16 protein-coding genes are annotated in these 16,657 nt (G+C 68.7%); 4 read left to right on the top strand and 12 right to left on the bottom strand.

The features are described 5' to 3' along the window. Positions 1-42: 42 nt before the first annotated feature. Both ACFUCU_RS07755 and ACFUCU_RS07750 read right to left on the bottom strand, forming a co-directional pair. Entirely contained in the window at positions 43-750 is a 708-nt protein-coding gene (locus ACFUCU_RS07755) for a redox-sensing transcriptional repressor Rex (RefSeq protein WP_290256121.1), read from the bottom strand. Between the two features lie 96 nt (positions 751-846). Then, positions 847-1,131, bottom strand: coding sequence for a glutaredoxin family protein (locus ACFUCU_RS07750; RefSeq protein ID WP_364133776.1), 285 nt, complete (start codon positions 1,129-1,131; stop codon positions 847-849). A 173-nt stretch (positions 1,132-1,304) separates the two neighbouring features. On the opposite strand from ACFUCU_RS07750, the gene ACFUCU_RS07745 reads away from it, so the two are divergent. Beyond that, positions 1,305-2,123: an HAD family hydrolase gene (locus ACFUCU_RS07745; RefSeq protein WP_377971811.1), complete on the top strand. Its 819-nt coding sequence runs from the start codon at positions 1,305-1,307 to the stop codon at positions 2,121-2,123. A gap of 283 nt (positions 2,124-2,406) precedes the next feature. Here the strand turns inward: ACFUCU_RS07745 and ACFUCU_RS07740 are convergent, their stop codons facing one another. From ACFUCU_RS07740 to ACFUCU_RS07730, 3 genes are all read right to left on the bottom strand, one after another. Next, positions 2,407-2,505, bottom strand: coding sequence for a 30S ribosomal protein bS22 (locus ACFUCU_RS07740; RefSeq protein WP_003792170.1), 99 nt, complete (start codon positions 2,503-2,505; stop codon positions 2,407-2,409). 193 nt (positions 2,506-2,698) lie between these two features. Beyond that, positions 2,699-2,911: a helix-turn-helix domain-containing protein gene (locus tag ACFUCU_RS07735; protein ID WP_290256124.1), complete on the bottom strand. Its 213-nt coding sequence runs from the start codon at positions 2,909-2,911 to the stop codon at positions 2,699-2,701. Positions 2,912-3,059: 148 nt separating this feature from the next. Further along, on the bottom strand, positions 3,060-4,181 hold the full coding sequence (locus tag ACFUCU_RS07730) for a 3-deoxy-7-phosphoheptulonate synthase (protein WP_377971809.1): 1,122 nt from the start codon (positions 4,179-4,181) through the stop codon (positions 3,060-3,062). A 387-nt stretch (positions 4,182-4,568) separates the two neighbouring features. Between ACFUCU_RS07730 and ACFUCU_RS07725 the strand changes: the two genes are divergently transcribed. Further along, entirely contained in the window at positions 4,569-5,990 is a 1,422-nt protein-coding gene (locus ACFUCU_RS07725; RefSeq protein ID WP_377971807.1) for an alpha-hydroxy-acid oxidizing protein, read from the top strand. Positions 5,991-6,094: 104 nt separating this feature from the next. Here ACFUCU_RS07725 and ACFUCU_RS07720 read toward each other — a convergent pair whose 3' ends face one another. Both ACFUCU_RS07720 and ACFUCU_RS07715 read right to left on the bottom strand, forming a co-directional pair. Further along, a complete protein-coding gene (locus ACFUCU_RS07720) occupies positions 6,095-6,685 on the bottom strand; it encodes an ArsR/SmtB family transcription factor (RefSeq protein ID WP_377971805.1) in 591 nt (196 codons plus the stop codon). Between the two features lie 55 nt (positions 6,686-6,740). Then, entirely contained in the window at positions 6,741-7,964 is a 1,224-nt protein-coding gene (locus ACFUCU_RS07715) for an acetoin utilization protein AcuC (protein ID WP_377971803.1), read from the bottom strand. Positions 7,965-8,062: 98 nt separating this feature from the next. On the opposite strand from ACFUCU_RS07715, the gene ACFUCU_RS07710 reads away from it, so the two are divergent. After that, positions 8,063-9,496 (top strand): potassium transporter TrkG, encoded by a 1,434-nt coding sequence (locus ACFUCU_RS07710; RefSeq protein ID WP_364133791.1) that lies wholly within the window; start codon positions 8,063-8,065, stop codon positions 9,494-9,496. Beyond that, the gene (locus ACFUCU_RS07705; RefSeq protein WP_290256130.1) at positions 9,489-10,175 is read left to right on the top strand and encodes a TrkA family potassium uptake protein; all 687 of its coding nucleotides are present in this window, start codon (positions 9,489-9,491) and stop codon (positions 10,173-10,175) included. The genes ACFUCU_RS07710 and ACFUCU_RS07705 overlap by 8 nt, the downstream gene beginning before the upstream one ends. A gap of 86 nt (positions 10,176-10,261) precedes the next feature. On the opposite strand, the gene ACFUCU_RS07700 is transcribed toward ACFUCU_RS07705, so the two are convergent. The 5 genes from ACFUCU_RS07700 to topA all read right to left on the bottom strand — a co-directional run bounded on the left by ACFUCU_RS07700 (position 10,262) and on the right by topA (position 16,587). Further along, positions 10,262-10,843, bottom strand: coding sequence for an HhH-GPD-type base excision DNA repair protein (locus ACFUCU_RS07700; protein ID WP_364133794.1), 582 nt, complete (start codon positions 10,841-10,843; stop codon positions 10,262-10,264). A gap of 36 nt (positions 10,844-10,879) precedes the next feature. Beyond that, positions 10,880-11,713, bottom strand: a complete 834-nt coding sequence (gene proC / locus ACFUCU_RS07695; protein WP_377971801.1) for a pyrroline-5-carboxylate reductase — start codon at positions 11,711-11,713, stop codon at positions 10,880-10,882. A 273-nt stretch (positions 11,714-11,986) separates the two neighbouring features. After that, a complete protein-coding gene (locus tag ACFUCU_RS07690) occupies positions 11,987-13,138 on the bottom strand; it encodes a Ppx/GppA phosphatase family protein (protein WP_377971799.1) in 1,152 nt (383 codons plus the stop codon). Positions 13,139-13,228: 90 nt separating this feature from the next. Then, a complete protein-coding gene (locus ACFUCU_RS07685) occupies positions 13,229-13,666 on the bottom strand; it encodes an SseB family protein (protein WP_290256135.1) in 438 nt (145 codons plus the stop codon). Positions 13,667-13,851: 185 nt separating this feature from the next. Further along, positions 13,852-16,587, bottom strand: coding sequence for a type I DNA topoisomerase (topA, locus tag ACFUCU_RS07680; RefSeq protein ID WP_290256136.1), 2,736 nt, complete (start codon positions 16,585-16,587; stop codon positions 13,852-13,854). Positions 16,588-16,657 lie beyond the last annotated feature (70 nt).

Below are 16,657 nucleotides of genomic sequence, written 5' to 3'. Positions count from 1 at the left end.
GCGTTCACGCGCCGGGCGCGGGACCCGGACGACGCCGACTGATCAGTCGGCGTCGTCCGGGTCCTGCGCCCTTTGTGCGTGGTAGGCGAGGATCTGCAGTTCGGTGGCCATGTCCACCTTCCGCAGGTTCACCCCGTCCGGGACCTGAAGCATCACCGGGGCGAAGCTGAGGATGCTGCGTACCCCGGCGGCCACCACCCGGTCGCAGACGCTTTGGGCGACGGCGGCGGGCAGCGCCAGGACCACCATGTTGGCGCCGGTGCGGTGCAGGACCGCTTCGAGGTCGGCGGCGTCGCTGACCCGCAGCCAGCCCACCTCGCTGCCGATCACCATCTGGTCGGCGTCGAGGATTGCGACGATGTCGAAGCCGCGGGATTCGAACCCGCCGTACCGGGCCAGCGCCTTGCCCAGGTTGCCGGCGCCGACGATCGCGACCTTCCAGTCCCGGGTGAGTCCCAGGGCCGCGGCAATGTGCTGGTTCAGGTACTGCACCTCATAGCCGACGCCGCGGGTGCCGTAGGAGCCGACGTAGGACAGGTCCTTGCGGAGGGTGGAGGAGCTGACTCCGGAGGCCTCGGCGAGCGATTCGGAGGAGACGCGGTCCACTCCCTCGGACAGGAGCGTGGTCAGGGCGCGCAGATAGAGGGTCAGCCGCGCCACGGCCGCGGGCGGAATCTGCTTGGCGGCTGCGCCGGCACCCGCGGCCAAGGCGCCGGGTGTGGGGTCCAGCGAGGTCACTATCTGCTCCATCGAGTCTTGTTGTCTTCCCACTCTAGGGCCGGGCGACTTCGGCCCACAAAGCAGCGGCAGCCGAACGGCCTATCAGCGCCAGGCTGAGTGACCTGCTCAGTGGCCGGTGCCGAGCGCGCGGGTAAGGGTCCGCGTCAGCCGCGCCTCGTCGATCCGCCAGAAGTCGCGCTGCACGCCGTCCACCAGCACCACCGGAATCTCCTCGGCGAAACGCTCACGCAGGGCCGCGTCGTCGTCGATCGACTGCTCGGACCACTCAAGGCCCAGCGCGGCGGTCACCCGGGTCACGGCGTCTCGCGCGTCCTCGCACAGGTGGCAGTTCGGCTTGGTGATGAGGACGACGGCGGGACTGGGCGCCTGGTGCGGGTCGGTGCTGGCCATGGTTTAACGGTAGCCGGGCGCCGGCGCCGTCGTCGACGCAGCCCTGGTCCGGCCCGACGAAGGTGCCGTGCCCCTCTCTCCCGCAAGGTTTGCAGGGCTTTTCGGCCCGCTCCTACGGTGCGGCGGACGGCTCCGATCACGGGGATGCCTGCCGCATTGACTAGACTCGTGGCATGCCCGAGGAGAAGATCGTCGCCGTCGCCGCGCGGACGGCAGCGTCACCGAAGCACGGCGAAGCTGCCTTCTTCGACGTCGACAACACGCTGATGCGCGGCGCCAGCCTCTTCCACGTGGCACGCAAAATGCACCAGCGCGGGGCGTTCACCCTCCGCCAGGCCGCAGGGTTTGGCTGGAAACAGCTGATGTTCGTCTGCCGCGGTGAGAACCTGGAGGACGTCCACGCCGTCCGGGATACCGCCCTCAGCCTGGCCTCCGGTTTCACCGTCAAGGACATCGAGGCCCTCGGCGAAGAGGTCTACGACGAGATGATCGAGTCCCGGATCTGGCCCGGCACCAAGGCCCTCGCCGAACAGCACCTGCGGATGGACCGCCCGGTCTGGCTCGTCACCGCGACGCCGATCGAGGTGGCCACGGTGATCTCCACCCGGCTGGGCCTTACCGGCGCACTCGGCACCGTGGGCGAAATCCACGAGGGCTCCTACACCGGGCGGCTGGTGGGCGACATCCTGCACGGTCCGGCCAAGGCCGTCGCCGTCCGCCGCATCGCCGAGGAGCAGGGCCTGGACCTGTCCCGTTGCTGGGCTTACAGCGACTCGCACAACGACATTCCCCTGCTGAGCATGGTGGGCCACCCGGTGGCGATCAATCCTGACGCCCGGCTGCGCCGCCACGCCCGAGAGAACAACTGGCCGGTCTACGATTTCCGGTCCGGCCGCCGCGCCGCGACCCTGGGCCTGAAGGCGGCCACGGTTGGCGGCGCCATCTACGGCCTCTGGCGCAGCTACTCCCGTTTCCGCGGCCCCACCGCCTAAGCTCGCCCGGTTTCCGCTGCGGTTCCGGACCGAGGCGGCGCTCCCCCGGATGGGACAGCCCCGGCGTCACCGTTTCCGCTACGGTTCCGGACGGAGGCGGCGGATTCGGACCGGCGCACCTCTGGTCCGGTATGCGCTGGTCCGAAATCGGTGCGGATTTCCGCTAGCGCCGCGGATTCCGCGCCCAAGCCTCAAAGCACACCGCCCCGGTTGACCCTCATCCGGGCAAAGAAAATGCCCGCTGCCGGAAGGCAACGGGCATTTCACGCTGAACGAAGTATCTCTACTTCTTGTTGCGGCGCTGGTGGCGGGTCTTGCGAAGCAGCTTGCGGTGCTTCTTCTTGGCCATACGCTTGCGACGCTTCTTAATAACTGAACCCACGAAAGTTCCTTACCGGCTAGATGCAGTACCTGCCCGTTGGGAAGTGTCCGCGGGCTTAGCAGCAGACTGAAACAACTGACAGGTTCTTACAATGACGTTAAACGTTCCTTAACAGGGTACCGCCTCCGCGGCCCGCACCACGACCGCGGCCCGGGCAGGGGTGGAGCACGGCCCGGGCTGAACGGCGGCGGGCTCAGGCCGTTTCGGTGTGCCCGTCGACCACAGCACCCTTGAGGTACTGTTCGACGGCGCTTTCCGGAACCCGGTAGGAGCGGCCAAAACGCACCGCCGGCATTTCACCGGAGTGCACCAGGCGATACACGGTCATCTTGGATACGCGCATGACCTCCGCGACCTCGGCCACAGTGAGAAAGCGCGCGTTGGAGAAGTTGGCCTCCGAAGACATTTACCTTATTCCTTTTGCTCAAGCGAACGGCTGCCCCGTCTGAACGACATGGCGGTGTGCCGATGCTGAGCCATCAAACAACCATGTGCTAGATACTCTAGGGGTTTCTGGTGCCAATGTGAAAGAGTTCCTCAGGAATTGGGCAGGACTATTCCGCCGTAAGCCGGTCCCGGCGGGCCCGGGCCGAAGCCGCCAGCTGGTCGAGCACGGACGCCGTGACGTCCCAGTCCATGCACGCGTCCGTCACGCTCTGGCCGTAGGTCAGGTCGTCGGTCCCGGCGGCGTGCGCCTCGACGTCGAGGGCCTGCGCCCCGCCCACTAGGAAGCTCTCCAGCATCACGCCGCCGATCGCCGCCGCGGACGCCCCGCCGTTCTCCAGCTGAGCGCCGATTTCCAGGGCCACCTCGGCCTGCCGGTGGTGGTTCTTGCCGCTGTTGGCGTGGCTGGCGTCCACGATCAGGCGCGGGTTCAGCTGCCGTCCGGCCAGCTTGGCGGAGGCGTCCTCGACGTCGGCGGCTGCGTAGTTCGGGCCGCCGCTGCCGCCGCGCAGAATGACATGCGTGTCCGGGTTGCCGGCGGTGCTGACCATGGCGGCCCGGCCCTCGCCGTCAATGCCGAGGAACGCCTGGGCGGCACCGGCCGCGCTGCACGCGTCGAGCGCCACCTGCAGGCCGCCGTCGGTGCCGTTCTTGAACCCGATTGGCATGGACAGGCCCGAGGCGAGCTGGCGGTGGATCTGGCTCTCGGTGGTGCGGGCGCCGATGGCACCCCAGGACACCAGGTCGGCCATGTACTGCGGGCTGATCGGCTCCAGGAACTCCGTGGCGGTGGGCAGTCCCAGGGCGGTGACCTGGCGCAGGAACTGCCGCGCGGCCCGCAGGCCGCCCGCGATGTCGTGGCCGCCGTCGAGCCCCGGATCGTTGATCAGGCCCTTCCAGCCCACCGTGGTCCGCGGCTTCTCGAAGTAGGTGCGCATCACGATCAGCAGGTCCCCGCGGTGCTTCTCGGCCTGGCTGATCAGCCGGCGGGCGTACTCCAGGCCGGCCTTGGGGTCGTGGATCGAGCAGGGGCCCACGATCACCAGGAGCCGGTCGTCGACGCCGTCCATCACCGCGCGTACCTCGTCCCGGCCGCGGGCGACGACGTCGGCGCAACGCTCGTCGAGCGGCAGGTCGGCAATCATCGCCTGCGGGGTGGGCAGCGGGGTGAAGTCGTTGATCCGCAGGTCAGAGGTGGACTGCTGGCGGGCCGGGGCTGCTTCGATGCTCATGATGGGTCCTGTTCCGGATGGGGAGCGGGCCCTGATCAGAACCCGCCGGAGAAATGGCGAAGGGCAGAGAATGATCTCTGCCCTGTTGGCTCTGAAGGAAAGTTGGATGCGTGTCAGTTAGACGCGGGCCCCTCCAGAGCCAACGAAAAATACGCATACCAACGGCTAGTCATGGCAATGACCATAGCGCCGCGGCCGGACTCCCCGCAAAAGCAGCCCGTAACATTCGCCCGGGCGGACGATGGTTGAACTGTAAGCCGCGCCGTCCTACAGTGTGGTTAGACCACATGATCCCGGGCCTGCTTCCCGTGATCCATGGACCATGGCATGCAGCGAATTCCAACGACCGACACCGCAATCCACAGCCTGACAGACCCGGAGGCAGCAATGACGCAACCCGTAGGGACCACCAACCCCGAGGCGCCGACCACCCCGCAGGACACCGGAGCGGATGACGCTTCGGGCACCTTCCCCGGCGGTGCCGGCGCGGGCTCCGGCACACCGGCCGCCCAGCCGGCGTCCCGGCCGGCGGGTCCCCAGCCGGCGGGTCCCCAGGCGCCGGCCCTGCCGGATTCCCTGCCGGATGCCCTGCGGCGCAGGATCCCGAAGTACGCGGACCTGGCGCCACTGATGCAGTTCAAGAAGCCGGAACTCGGCCGTGCCGCCCGCCTCCGCCGCGCCAGCACCATCTGGGACCTCCGCGCCATCGCCAAGCGGCGGACGCCCAAGGCCCCGTTCGACTACACGGACGGCGCCGCCGAGGCGGAGATCACCCTGAACCGCGCCCGGCAGGCCTTCCAGGACATCGAGTTCCGTCCGGGCGTTCTCCGTAACGTCTCGGCCGTTGACCTGGGCACGGACATCCTGGGCAAGGCCTCGCGGCTGCCGTTTGGCATCGCCCCCACCGGCTTCACCCGGATGATGCAGTCCGAGGGCGAGTACGCCGGTTCCCGGGCGGCCGCCGCGGCAGGCATTCCCTACACCCTCTCCACCATGGGCACCGCCTCCATCGAGGACGTGGCGGCCGCCGCGCCAGAGGGCCGCAACTGGTTCCAGCTCTACCTCTGGACGGACCGGGACCGCTCGCTGGAACTGATCGACCGAGCGGCGAAGGCCGGGAACGACACCCTCATGGTCACCGTGGACACAGCCGTCGCCGGGGCCCGGCTGCGCGACGTCCGCAACGGCATGACCATCCCGCCGGCCCTGACGCTGAAGACGGTCCTGGACGCCTCCTACCGGCCGGAATGGTGGTTCAACTTCCTCACCCACGAGCCGCTCACGTTCGCTTCACTCTCCCGGTACACCGGCACGGTGGCCGACCTGATCAACTCGATGTTCGACCCCACCCTGACCTTCGATGACCTGGACTGGCTCCGGGAAACCTGGAAGGGCAAGCTGGTGGTCAAGGGCATCCAGACCGTCGACGACGCCCGCAAGGTCGTCGACCACGGGGCCGACGGCGTCGTGCTCTCCAACCACGGCGGCCGGCAGCTGGACCGCGCCCCGATCCCCTTCCACCTCCTGCCGGAGGTCACGGCGGCGCTCCGTTCCGACAACAGTGACGCGGCCGTCATCCTGGACACCGGCATCATGAGCGGTGCGGACATCATCGCGGCACTGGCGATGGGGGCGGACTTCACGCTGATCGGACGGGCCTACCTCTACGGGCTGATGGCGGGCGGCCAGGCCGGCGTGGAGCGGGCGATCGAGATTCTGGCCACCGACATGCGCCGCACCATGGCGCTCCTGGGCGTGAGCCACATCGCGGACCTGACCCCGGACCACGTGCACCTGCTGCAGGGGTAGGTACCGCCCGCCCCAGAGGACACACAGATCAGGCCGCCATGAACATTCATGGCGGCCTGAGTCGTGCTGTCAGAGTCTTGCAGCCTGAGTCTTGCGGTCGCGGGTTACTTCTTGCGGCCGAACTTCGGCAGGTTGGCCAGCAGGTCCGCGGCGCGGGTTGCGGCGCGGCCCACGGTCCGGCCGATCTGCTGCGGCCGCCGGTCCTCGGCCACGGCGCCCGGGGCAAGTGTTCCGTCGGGCAGGGTGCCGACCGGGAGCGCGACGGCGGGGCTCAGCGAGCTCTCCGCCGGGAGTTCCTGACGGCCGTTGCCGGCCGGGGTTCCGGTGACGGCCTCGGCCAGGGTCCCGGGTGCCTCGGCCGGCGACGCGGCGGACGCGGCATCGACCGGCGCGGCGGAGGACGCAGGCGCGGTAGCCGCGGGTTCGGCGGGAGCGACGCCGTCGAACGTGCCCAGCCACGAGGCGACGTCGGCGAGCGGCCCGGGGTTCAGCGCGTAGAAGCGTTTCTGGCCCTGCGCCCGCATGCTGACCAGGTCAGCCTCGCGCAGAACCTTGAGGTGCTTGGAGATGGTGGGCTGGCTGGCCTCGAGTTCCTGCACCAGCTCCCCCACGGCCTTGTCTCCGTCGCGGAGGGCCATCAGGATCTCCCGGCGGGTGGACTCTGCAATGACGGCAAATACGTCGTCTGTCACCATGCCCTCCACCCTAGCGACATATACGCCGGATGGCATCCACCGGGCGGGGCCGGGTTCAGTCGAACCAGGGGTCCAGGCCGTAGAGCGGGAAAACTTCCTTGCGGGTGGCCATGACGGTGCGGTCCACGGCGTCGTTGGGATCGAAGCCGACCTCCCAGGAGCGCCACCAGAGATCGACGTCGTCGCCCATCACCGTGGGCGGCTCCACGCCGTACTTCGCCCCGTACGTGTCCTTGACGTGCTGGCGCCAGTCCTCCGGAACGGGGGTGCGTAGCGGCACCGGGCGGCCGGCGGCGATCGCCACCAGGTGGCTCCAGGAACGGGGCACCACGGTTATGACGTTGTACCCGCCGCCGCCGGTGGCGATCCACCGATTGTCGCAGTAGCGGGCGGCGAGGCCGGCGACGGCGGAGGCCGCCTCCCGCTGGCCGTCCACGCTGATGTTCAGGTGCGTCAGCGGGTCCAGCCTGTGCGAGTCGCAGCCGTGCTGGCTGACGATCACCTCGGGTTCGAACGCCCCGACCAGCTGCGGCACGACGGCGTGGAAGGCGCGCAGCCAGCCGGCGTCGCCCGTCCCGGCCGGGAGGGCCACGTTCACGGCGCTGCCCTGGGCGTTGGGGCCGCCGATCTCGTTGGCGAACCCGGTGCCGGGGAACAAGGTCAGCCCGGTCTCGTGCAGCGAAATGGTGAGTACCCGCGGGTCGTCCCAGAAGATGCTCTGGGTCCCGTCGCCGTGGTGGGCGTCGACGTCGACGTACGCCACCCGTTGCACGCCGCCGTCAAGCAGCCGCTGGATGGCGAGGGCTGCGTCGTTGTAAATGCAGAAGCCGCTGGCCCGCTCACGGGACGCGTGGTGCATGCCGCCGCCGAAGTTCACAGCACGGACCGCGCTGCCGTCCAGAATGGCGCCGGCCGCCAGCAGCGATCCGCCCGCCAGACGCGCGCTCGCCTCGTGCATCCCGGCGAAGGCGGGGTCGTCCTCGGTTCCGAGGCCCCGCTTCTCATCCGGCGTAGCGGGGTCGGTGCTGACGCGGCGGACGGCGGCGATGTAGTCGACGCTGTGCACGGCGGCGAGTTCGGCGTCGTTGGCGACCTCCGGGGCGGCCACCGTGACGTGGTCAAGGTCCAGCAGGCCGAGGCTCCGGGACAGCCGGGCAGTCAGTTCCATCCGCTCCGGCGCCATCGGGTGACTGTGGCCGAAGTTGTACGCCGTCATAGCGGAGTCCCACACCACCGTCGTTGGTAATGCGGCCTGGGCGAGTCCGGGCAGGAAAGTCATCCCTCACAGGCTACCGGAGCGCACCCCCTCCCCCGACCTGCCGCGGAATATAGTGGTTTACTACTGTGGACGCCGTTTCAACCGAGGACAAACCGCACATGAAGCAAAGCCAGTCGAGGTCACCCCACCCGGCCAGCTGGCACCCCGGCCAGCCGGAGCGGGAAGGGTTGTGGATCCTCACCCGGCTGCGCGACTTCGTGGACGACATCGCGAACACGTCCCCGGCACGGCTGGCGGTCACCGCGTTCGCCGTCGTCGTCCTCGTCTTCACCGCCCTGCTCTCGCTGCCCGTTTCCTCCGCCACAGGCCAGGCCACCCCGCTGCACCAAGCCCTATTCACGGCCGTCTCCGCGGTGTGCGTGACCGGCCTGACCGTGGTGTCCACGGCCGTGCACTGGTCCTTTTTCGGGCAGCTCGTGATCCTGGTGGGGATCTTCGTCGGCGGTCTCGGCACACTGACCCTGGCGTCCCTGCTCGCTCTGGTGGTGAGCAAGAAACTCGGCGTCCGCGGCAAGCTCATCGCCCAGGAGGCCATGAACAACGCCGGCCGGCTCGGTGAGGTGGGCACCCTGCTGCGGATCGTGATCGTCACCTCCGTGGTGATCGAGGCGGTCCTCGCCGCCGCGCTGGTGCCGCGGTTCCTGTCCCTGGGTGAGAGCTTCGGACAGTCCCTCTGGCACGGGATCTTCTACTCCATTTCCGCCTTCAACAACGCCGGGTTCACGCCGCACTCGGACGGGATCGTGCCCTACGAGACGGACCTGTGGATCCTGGTTCCGCTGATGCTGGGCGTCTTCCTTGGCAGCCTGGGCTTCCCGGTGGTGATGGTCCTGCAGCAGAACGGCCTGAACTGGAAGAAATGGAACCTGCACACCAAGCTGACCATCCAGGTCTCGCTGATCCTCCTGGCCGCCGGCGCCGTCCTGTGGGGCCTGCTGGAGTGGAACAACGTCCGCACCATCGGCAGCATGAGCGTGGGCGACAAGATCACGCACTCGCTGTTCGCCTCCGTCATGACCCGCTCCGGCGGCTTCAACCTGGTGGACCAGAACCACATGGATTCGGCCACCATGCTGCTCAGCGACGCCCTGATGTTCGCCGGCGGCGGCTCGGCGTCGACGGCGGGCGGCATTAAGGTCACCACCATCGCCGTAATGTTCCTGGCCATCGTGGCCGAGGCCCGCGGCGACGCCGACGTGAAAATTTACGGCCGCACCATCCCGGAGGGCACCATGCGGGTGGCCATCTCGGTGATCGTCGCCGGTGCCACCCTGGTGGCCGTGTCCGCGCTCCTGCTGCTGCAGATCAGCGGTGCCACCCTGGACCGGGTCCTGTTCGAAACGATTTCCGCCTTCGCCACGGTGGGCCTGAGCACCAACCTCAGCGCCGAACTGCCGCCGGCCGGCGTCTATGTCCTCACCGTGCTGATGTTCGCCGGCCGCGTCGGGACCGTCACGCTCGCGGCCGGGCTGGCACTGCGCCAGCGAAGCCAGCTGTACCACTACCCGGAAGAGAGACCGATCATTGGCTAGTTCCTCAGGCGCCGTCAACCGCCCCGCCCACAATGCCCCGGTCCTGGTGATCGGGCTGGGCCGCTTCGGCGCGTCCACCGCCGAACAGCTCGTCAAGCAGGGCCGCGAGGTGCTGGCGATCGAACGCGACCGCACCCTGGTGCAGAAGTGGTCCAGCGTCCTCACCCACGTGGTGGAGGCCGACGCCACCAACATCGACGCCCTCCGCCAGCTCGGTGCGCAGGAGTTCAGCTCCGCCGTCGTCGGCGTGGGCACCTCGATCGAATCCTCCGTGCTGATCACCGTCAACCTGGTGGACCTCGGGATCGAGCACCTCTGGGTCAAGGCGATCACGCCCTCGCACGGCAAGATCCTCACCCGGATCGGCGCCAACCACGTGATCTACCCGGAGGCCGACGCCGGCGTCCGCGCGGCGCACCTGGTCTCCGGCCGGATGCTGGACTTCATCGAGTTCGACGACGACTTCGCGATCGTCAAGATGTACCCGCCGCGGGAGACCGTGGGCTTCACCCTGGAGGAATCCAAGGTCCGGTCCAAGTACGGCGTGACGATCGTGGGCGTGAAGTCCCCCGGCGAGGACTTCACCTACGCCCGGCCGGAGACCAAGGTTTCCGCCCGGGACATGCTGATCGTCTCCGGCCACGTGGACCTGCTGGAACGGTTCGCCGCCCGGCCGTAGGGGCCGAAGGCGGAGTTCGACGACGACGGCCGCTCCGCCCTACGACGGCGAGGCGCGTCGACGTCGGACGACGTCGGCGCCGCCCGTCATTCCGCGCCCTTGGCCGCCTTCGCCGCGGCCTTCGCGGCCTGCTTGCTGGCCCGAACCTTGACCAGGGAATCGGGGTCGACGATGTCCGCCACGGACAGGTAGGCGTCCGCCTGGCCGTAGTGCCCGGCGGCCTCGCGCCAGCCCTCGGCCTTGAGGCCGCACTGCTTGCCCAGCAGCGCCAGGAAGATCTTCGCCTTCTGCTCGCCGAAACCCGGGAGGGCCTTGAGCCGGCGGAGCACCTCGGCGCCGTCGGGCTCGCCCTGGGTCCAGATCGCGGTGGCGTCCCCGCCCCACTCCTTGTCCACGGTCTCGGCCAGCGCCTGGACCCGGCCGGCCATGGAGCCGGGGAACCGGTGCACGGCGGGCTTTTCCTTGAAGACCTCGACGAAGTCTTGCGGGTCGTAGCCTGCGATGGTGCCGGGCTCCAACGATCCGATCCGGGTGCGGATCTTCTCCGGCCCGGCGAAGGCGGACTCCATGGTCACCTGCTGGTCCAGCAGCATGCCGGTGAGCAGGGCGAAGGCGTCGTCGCTGAGGAGCTTGTCCGCGGCGGCGTCGCCGGTGATGTGCAGTTCCATGCGTGCTGTCCTGTCCGTGTGCGGGTGGGTTGGGTGTCAGCCCAGCTGTTTGGTGATCTCGGCGGCGCGCTCCGCGGCGGCCCGGGCGCCGGCGGCGATGATGCCGGGCAGCCCCTGCTCGTCGAAGGTAGCGATCGCGCGTTCGGTCGTCCCGTTCGGGCTGGTCACCGCGATCCGCAGGGTAGTGGGGTCGGCGCCGGGTTCGGCGAGCATCAGGCCGGCACCGGCCACGGTCTCCCTGGCCAGCAGCTTGGCCAGCTCCGGCTCCAGGCCCAGCTCGACGCCGGCGGCGGCCATCGCCTCGGCGAGGTAGAAGGCGTACGCCGGGCCGGAGCCGCTGACCGCGGAGAGCGCGTCCACCTGGGATTCCGGGATCTCGACGACGGTGCCGACGGCGGCGAAGATGTCCTTGGCCTGCTGCAGCTGTTCCGCCGAGCAGTGCGTCCCACCGGAGACGGAGACCACGCCGCGGCCCAGGCGGGCGGGCGTGTTGGGCATGGTGCGGATCACCGGCTGCCCGGCCGGCAGCGCTGCCTCCAGCTGCTCCAGGGACACGGCCGCGGCGACGCTGACCACCAGCGTGTCCGGCGAGAGCGCCCCGCTGATCTCCCGGGCCAGCGCCGCGGTTCCCACGGGCTTGACGCCCAAGATCACGACATCGGCACCGGTGGCGGCCTGCACATTGTTCTCGGGTTCCTCTTCACCGGCGATCGCGGTGATGCCAGCGTGCCGCTCTGCCAGTTCCGCGGCCCGCCCGGCCCTCCGCACGGTGGCCACGATGTCCGCGGGATCGGTCCCGCCGGCGATCAGTCCGCCCAGGATTGCCTCGTTCATTGACCCACAGCCCAGAAAGGCGATTCGGTTGCTCATGCCCCCATCATTGCAGTCGGCCCCGATTCACAGCCAGCTCACAACCTCGAGCCAGCTTGCTCCCATCCTCGGCCCCTACCGTAGTTAGTACCTCATCAAGAGGGTGCGAGTGATGCAGCAGGCATGCGGATGCCTGCCCCGGCACCGGTCGTCAGCAGCGGGTTTCCCCCATTTTCCCGCGAACGACGGCCGGTGCTTTCGCGTTAACGAACGGTTCGGAGCGGAGCCGTCGATGACGGCGTCCCGGCGCCCTCCCGAGCGGGGACAGCCCGGCTAGTGTTTCTTGTCCTTCTTGCCGTTTCTCTCGGCGTCTTGATCCTTGTCCTTCTTCTCGTCGGCGTCCTCGGCGTCTTGATCCTTGTCCTTCTTGGCGGCGTCCTTCTTCTTGTCGTCGTCGTCCGAGTCGTCGCCCTCGTCCTTCTCGTCGTCGTCCGGGGCCTGCAACTCGGCGGGCTGGCTGGCCAGGGCCACGTGGGGCGGTGGCTCCAGGGGCCCCTCGGTGACCAACTGATCCAGCCGGCGAAGGATCAGGCCCTCGCGCAGCGCCCAGGGGCAGATCTCCAGGCTGGGGAACTCGAACATTTCCAGGGCGGCCTCCGCCACGAGCGCGCCGGCGAGCAACTGGGGCGCCCGGGCCTCGGAGACGGCGGGCAGGTGCAGGCGGTCCTCGATCTCCATGGCCGAGATGCGCTGCGCCCAAAGCCCCAGGTCCGTGGCGTAGAGCTCACGCTTGACGTAGTCGCCAGCGCCGCTCGGGGCCGCGCCGGCTATCCGGGCCAGCGACCGGAACGTCTTGGAGGTGCCGGCCACGTGATTGGCCCGGCCCAGGCTCTGGAACTCCTTGACGACGGGTTTCAGGGTCTCCCGGATGTAACCGCGCAGGTCCTTGACGCTCTTGGCGGAGGGCGGGTCCTCGGGCAGCCAGTCGCGGGTCAGGCGGCTGGCGCCGAGCGGGACGGACATGGCCAGCTCCGGCAACTCGTCCTCGCCGTAGGCCATTTCGAAGGAGCCGCCGCCGATGTCCAGGTTGAGCATGGGCCCGGCACCCCACCCGTACCAACGGCGCACGGCGAAGAAGGTCATGGACGCCTCCTCGCTGCCGCTGAGTTCGCGCAGCGTCACGGTGGTCTCGTGCTTGACGCGGGCCAGGACCTCGCTGCCGTTGGTGGCCTCGCGGATGGCGGAGGTACAGAACGCCAGCAGGTCCTCGGCCTTGTGCTTGGCGGCAAATTCCCAGGCCTCGAGGACGAACTCCACGAGCTCGTTCTGGCCGTCGTCGCTGATGTTGCCGTCGCCATCCAGATGCTGGACCAGGGAGAGGGAGCGCTTGTGCGAGGCGAAGGCCACCGGCCGGGCGCCGGGATGGGCGTCCACGAGGAGAAGGTGGACGGTGTTGGACCCTATGTCGAGTACGCCTAGTCGCATAGGCACATTATTGCCCGGCGGGTACCGGCCGCCTAAAGAGCCGCGCCCGCGGACCACTGCTGGTCCGCAGGCGCTGGTGGGTGCCGGGTCTTAGGCCTCGGTTCCGGCCTCGTCCTCGTCGGCGGGCTTGAAGTCGCGGCGAATGTTGGCCACACCCTCCGGGTCGATCTCGAAGCCGTAGGCGGCGCCGGGGTTGATGACCATGCCGAGCTCGTCGCCGAGGTTGCCGAGGATCGCGGCGCCCTGGGTTCCCAGGATGTTCGGCGCGGCGGCAAGGTACTGCTCCGTGACGCGGCTGGGGTGGGAGAAGACGGCCAGCACGGGGTTGCCGGAGGCGTTGGCCAGCACCAGCGGCTCCACCTGCGAGTCGGGGCCCTCCAGAGTGTCCGAACTGACGATGTAGACCTCATTGTTGAGGAAAGACAGGATGACATCCACCGGGTTGGCATCCGGCTGTTCCCCCCGGGCGAGCTTCTCCTCGAGGTCGTTGAGCGGCTGTGAATCCATGGGTGTGGGCTGTTCAGTCATTGTCCCACTCGATCACTTTGCGGCCCGGGGCGCAATTCCCGACGACGGCGGCCACGGCCCCGGCAGGCCCCGCCGGGGCCTGCGTTCCGCTCGCAGGTTCGGCCCGCCGTCGCTGTTTCCAGACGGCGGGCCTGCACCGAACCCGCGCGCCGGACGCCGGACGCGACGCCCGGAACGCCCGGCGCCTACTTCTTGGCTGCGGCCTTCCGGGCCGGTGCCTTGCGGGCGGCGGGCTTACGCTTGACCGGGCCCTTGGCGCGCTTCTCGGCCAGCAGTTCCACGGCCTGTTCCCGGGTGAGCTCCTCGACGGAGGTGCTCCGCGGGACGGTGATGTTGGTGACGCCGTCGGTGATGTACGGGCCGAACCGGCCTTCCTTCACCACGATGTTCTTCTCCGAGACCGGGTCCGGGCCGAACTCGGCCAGCGGCGGCACCGCGGCACGGGCGCCGCGCTGCTTGGGCTGGGAGTAGATCTCCAGCGCCTGCTCGAGGGTGATCGTGAAGATCTCCTCCTCGGAGCCGATCGAGCGGGAGTCCGTGCCCTTCTTCAGGTATGGGCCGAACCGGCCGTTCTGCACCGTGATGGGGGTGCCCTCGGCGTCCTGGCCCACGACGCGCGGCAGGCTCATCAGTTGCAGCGCCTCGTCCAGGGTCACGGAGTCCACGGTCATCGAGGCGAAGAGCGAACCGGTGCGCGGCTTGGCCTTGACCGGCTTCTTCGGCGGCTTCGGCTTGCCGTTCTTGTAATACTCCACCGGCAGGCTGGCCAGCTGTTCCTCGGTCATCTCGGGGATGATCTCGGTGACGTAGGCGCCGTAGCGGCCGTTCTTGGCCACCACCGTGTGGCCGGTGTGCGGGTCCACGCCGAGGACGCGTTCCTCGGGGGCGGCGGTCTCCATCAGCTCCACGGCCTTGGCGGCGGTGAGCTCATCCGGGGCCAGGTCCTCGGGGACGTTGGCCCGGGCCGACTCGACCACCTCGCCAGTCTTCGGGTCCACGGTGGGGACGGAGCTTTCCAGGTACGGACCGAACTTGCCCACGCGCAGGGTGATGCCGTCCGTAATCGGAATGGAGTTGATCTCCCGGGCGTCGATCTCGCCCAGGTTGTTCACGATGCTGAGCAGGCCCGGCTTGGCGTCGGCGCCGAAGTAGAAGTGCTTCAGCCACGACGGGCCGGCCTCCTGGCCGTTGGCGATCTTGTCCAGGTCCGCTTCCATGTCGGCGGTGAAGTCGTAGTCCACGTAGTCATGGAAGTGTTGCTCCAGCAGCCGGACCACGGAGAACGCGATCCAGCTCGGAACCAGCGCGGAGCCCTGCTTCCGGACGTAGCCGCGGTCCTGGATGGTGGAGATGGTGGAGGCGTAGGTCGACGGGCGGCCGATGCCCTTCTTCTCCAGCTCGGCGGTCAGCGACGCTTCGGTGAAGCGCGGCGGCGGCGAGGTCTCGTGGCCGACGGCGGTGATGTCGGCGGCGGTGAGGACGTCGTCCTTGGCCACGTTCGGCAACCGGCGGGCCTCGTCCGAGTCGTCGTCGCCGCGGCTCTCGTCCTTGCCTTCCTCGTAGGCGGCGAGGAAGCCGGGGAAGGTGATGACGGTGCCGGAGGCGGAGAATTCGGCATCCCGGCCGTCGGTGGCGATCGCGCCGAGGCGGATGGTCGCCGTCGAACCCTTGGCGTCGGCCATCTGGGAAGCGACGGTGCGCTTCCAGATCAGCTCGTAGAGGCGGAACTCGTCGCCGGAGAGCTGCTTGGCCACCTGCGCCGGGGTGCGGAAGGAGTCGCCGGCAGGACGGATGGCCTCGTGCGCCTCCTGGGCGTTGGCGGCCTTGCCGCTGTACACGCGGGGCGAGGCCGGGACGTACTCGGGGCCGTACAGTTCGGACGCCTGGCGCCGCGCGGCCGTGATGGCCTCGTTGCTCAGCGCGTTCGAGTCGGTACGCATATAGGTGATGTAGCCGTTTTCGTACAGCCGCTGGGCCACCTGCATGGTGCTCTTTGAGGAGAAGCGCAGCTTGCGGCCAGCCTCCTGCTGCAGCGTGGAGGTGGTGAACGGCGCGGTGGGTCGGCGGGTGTAGGGCTTGGTGTCGACGGAGCGGACGCGGAATTCCGCCTCCTGCAGGCCGGAGGCCAGGGACAGGGCGAGTTCCTGGTTCAGGTGGACCACGCCGCGGGCGGTGAGTTCGCCGTCGTCGTTGAAGTCCCGGCCGCTGGCGACCTTCGAGCCGTCCACGGACGCCAGCTTTGCTTTGAACGAGGAAGCCGTTCCGGCGTCGGTGCCGAACTGTCCCGTCAGGTCCCAGTAGGAGGCGGCCTTGAAGGCCATCCGCTCGCGTTCCCGGTCCACCACCATGCGGGTCACGACGGACTGCACGCGGCCGGCGGAGAGCCCGCGGGCCACCTTGCGCCAGAGCACCGGGGAGATCTCGTAGCCGTAGAGCCGGTCCAGCACGCGGCGCGTTTCCTGGGCATCCACCAGGTCCTGGTCCACGTCGCGCAGGTTGTCCATGGCGCGGTGGATGGCTTCCTTGGTGATTTCACCGAAGGTCATCCGGTACACCGGGACCTTGGGCTTGAGGACCTCCAGCAGGTGCCACGCGATGGCCTCGCCCTCGCGGTCCCCATCGGTTGCGAGGTAGAGCGCGTCGGCGCCCTTGAGCTGGGCCTTGAGTTCGGCGACCTTTTTCTTCTTGTCCGGGGAGACCACGTAGTAGGGCTTGAAGTCGTGGTCGACGTCGACGGCGAACTTGCCCACCGACGTCTTTTTCAGTTCCGCGGGGAGCTCCGAGGGCTGCGGGAGGTCACGGATGTGACCGATGGAGGCCTCGACAATGAAGCCCTCGCCCAGGTACTTGGCGATGGTCTTGCTCTTGGCCGGAGACTCCACAATCACGAGTTTCTTGCCGGTGGGGGCCTTGCTTGGCACGGTGCTCCTACAGAAAAAAGGTTGCTCGGGCAGAACCGCCCATATCCGCCTAGTTCACCATATTTTGCGG

The sequence above is a fragment of the Arthrobacter sp. NPDC057259 genome (genome assembly GCF_042668995.1).
Lineage (GTDB): Bacteria > Actinomycetota > Actinomycetes > Actinomycetales > Micrococcaceae > Arthrobacter.
This window is presented reverse-complemented; position numbering and strand designations above follow the sequence as displayed.

Bases quoted from the DNA above. Each gene is read 5' to 3' on its own strand.
- ACFUCU_RS07755 (WP_290256121.1), bottom strand. From the start codon at position 750: ATGGAGCAGATAGTGACCTCGCTGGACCCCACACCCGGCGCCTTGGCC.
- ACFUCU_RS07750 (WP_364133776.1), bottom strand. From the start codon at position 1,131: ATGGCCAGCACCGACCCGCACCAGGCGCCCAGTCCCGCCGTCGTCCTC.
- ACFUCU_RS07745 (WP_377971811.1), top strand. From the start codon at position 1,305: ATGCCCGAGGAGAAGATCGTCGCCGTCGCCGCGCGGACGGCAGCGTCA.
- ACFUCU_RS07735 (WP_290256124.1), bottom strand. From the start codon at position 2,911: ATGTCTTCGGAGGCCAACTTCTCCAACGCGCGCTTTCTCACTGTGGCC.
- ACFUCU_RS07730 (WP_377971809.1), bottom strand. From the start codon at position 4,181: ATGAGCATCGAAGCAGCCCCGGCCCGCCAGCAGTCCACCTCTGACCTG.
- ACFUCU_RS07725 (WP_377971807.1), top strand. From the start codon at position 4,569: ATGACGCAACCCGTAGGGACCACCAACCCCGAGGCGCCGACCACCCCG.
- ACFUCU_RS07720 (WP_377971805.1), bottom strand. From the start codon at position 6,685: ATGGTGACAGACGACGTATTTGCCGTCATTGCAGAGTCCACCCGCCGG.
- ACFUCU_RS07715 (WP_377971803.1), bottom strand. From the start codon at position 7,964: ATGACTTTCCTGCCCGGACTCGCCCAGGCCGCATTACCAACGACGGTG.
- ACFUCU_RS07710 (WP_364133791.1), top strand. From the start codon at position 8,063: ATGAAGCAAAGCCAGTCGAGGTCACCCCACCCGGCCAGCTGGCACCCC.
- ACFUCU_RS07700 (WP_364133794.1), bottom strand. From the start codon at position 10,843: ATGGAACTGCACATCACCGGCGACGCCGCCGCGGACAAGCTCCTCAGC.
- proC (WP_377971801.1), bottom strand. From the start codon at position 11,713: ATGAGCAACCGAATCGCCTTTCTGGGCTGTGGGTCAATGAACGAGGCA.
- ACFUCU_RS07690 (WP_377971799.1), bottom strand. From the start codon at position 13,138: ATGCGACTAGGCGTACTCGACATAGGGTCCAACACCGTCCACCTTCTC.
- ACFUCU_RS07685 (WP_290256135.1), bottom strand. From the start codon at position 13,666: ATGACTGAACAGCCCACACCCATGGATTCACAGCCGCTCAACGACCTC.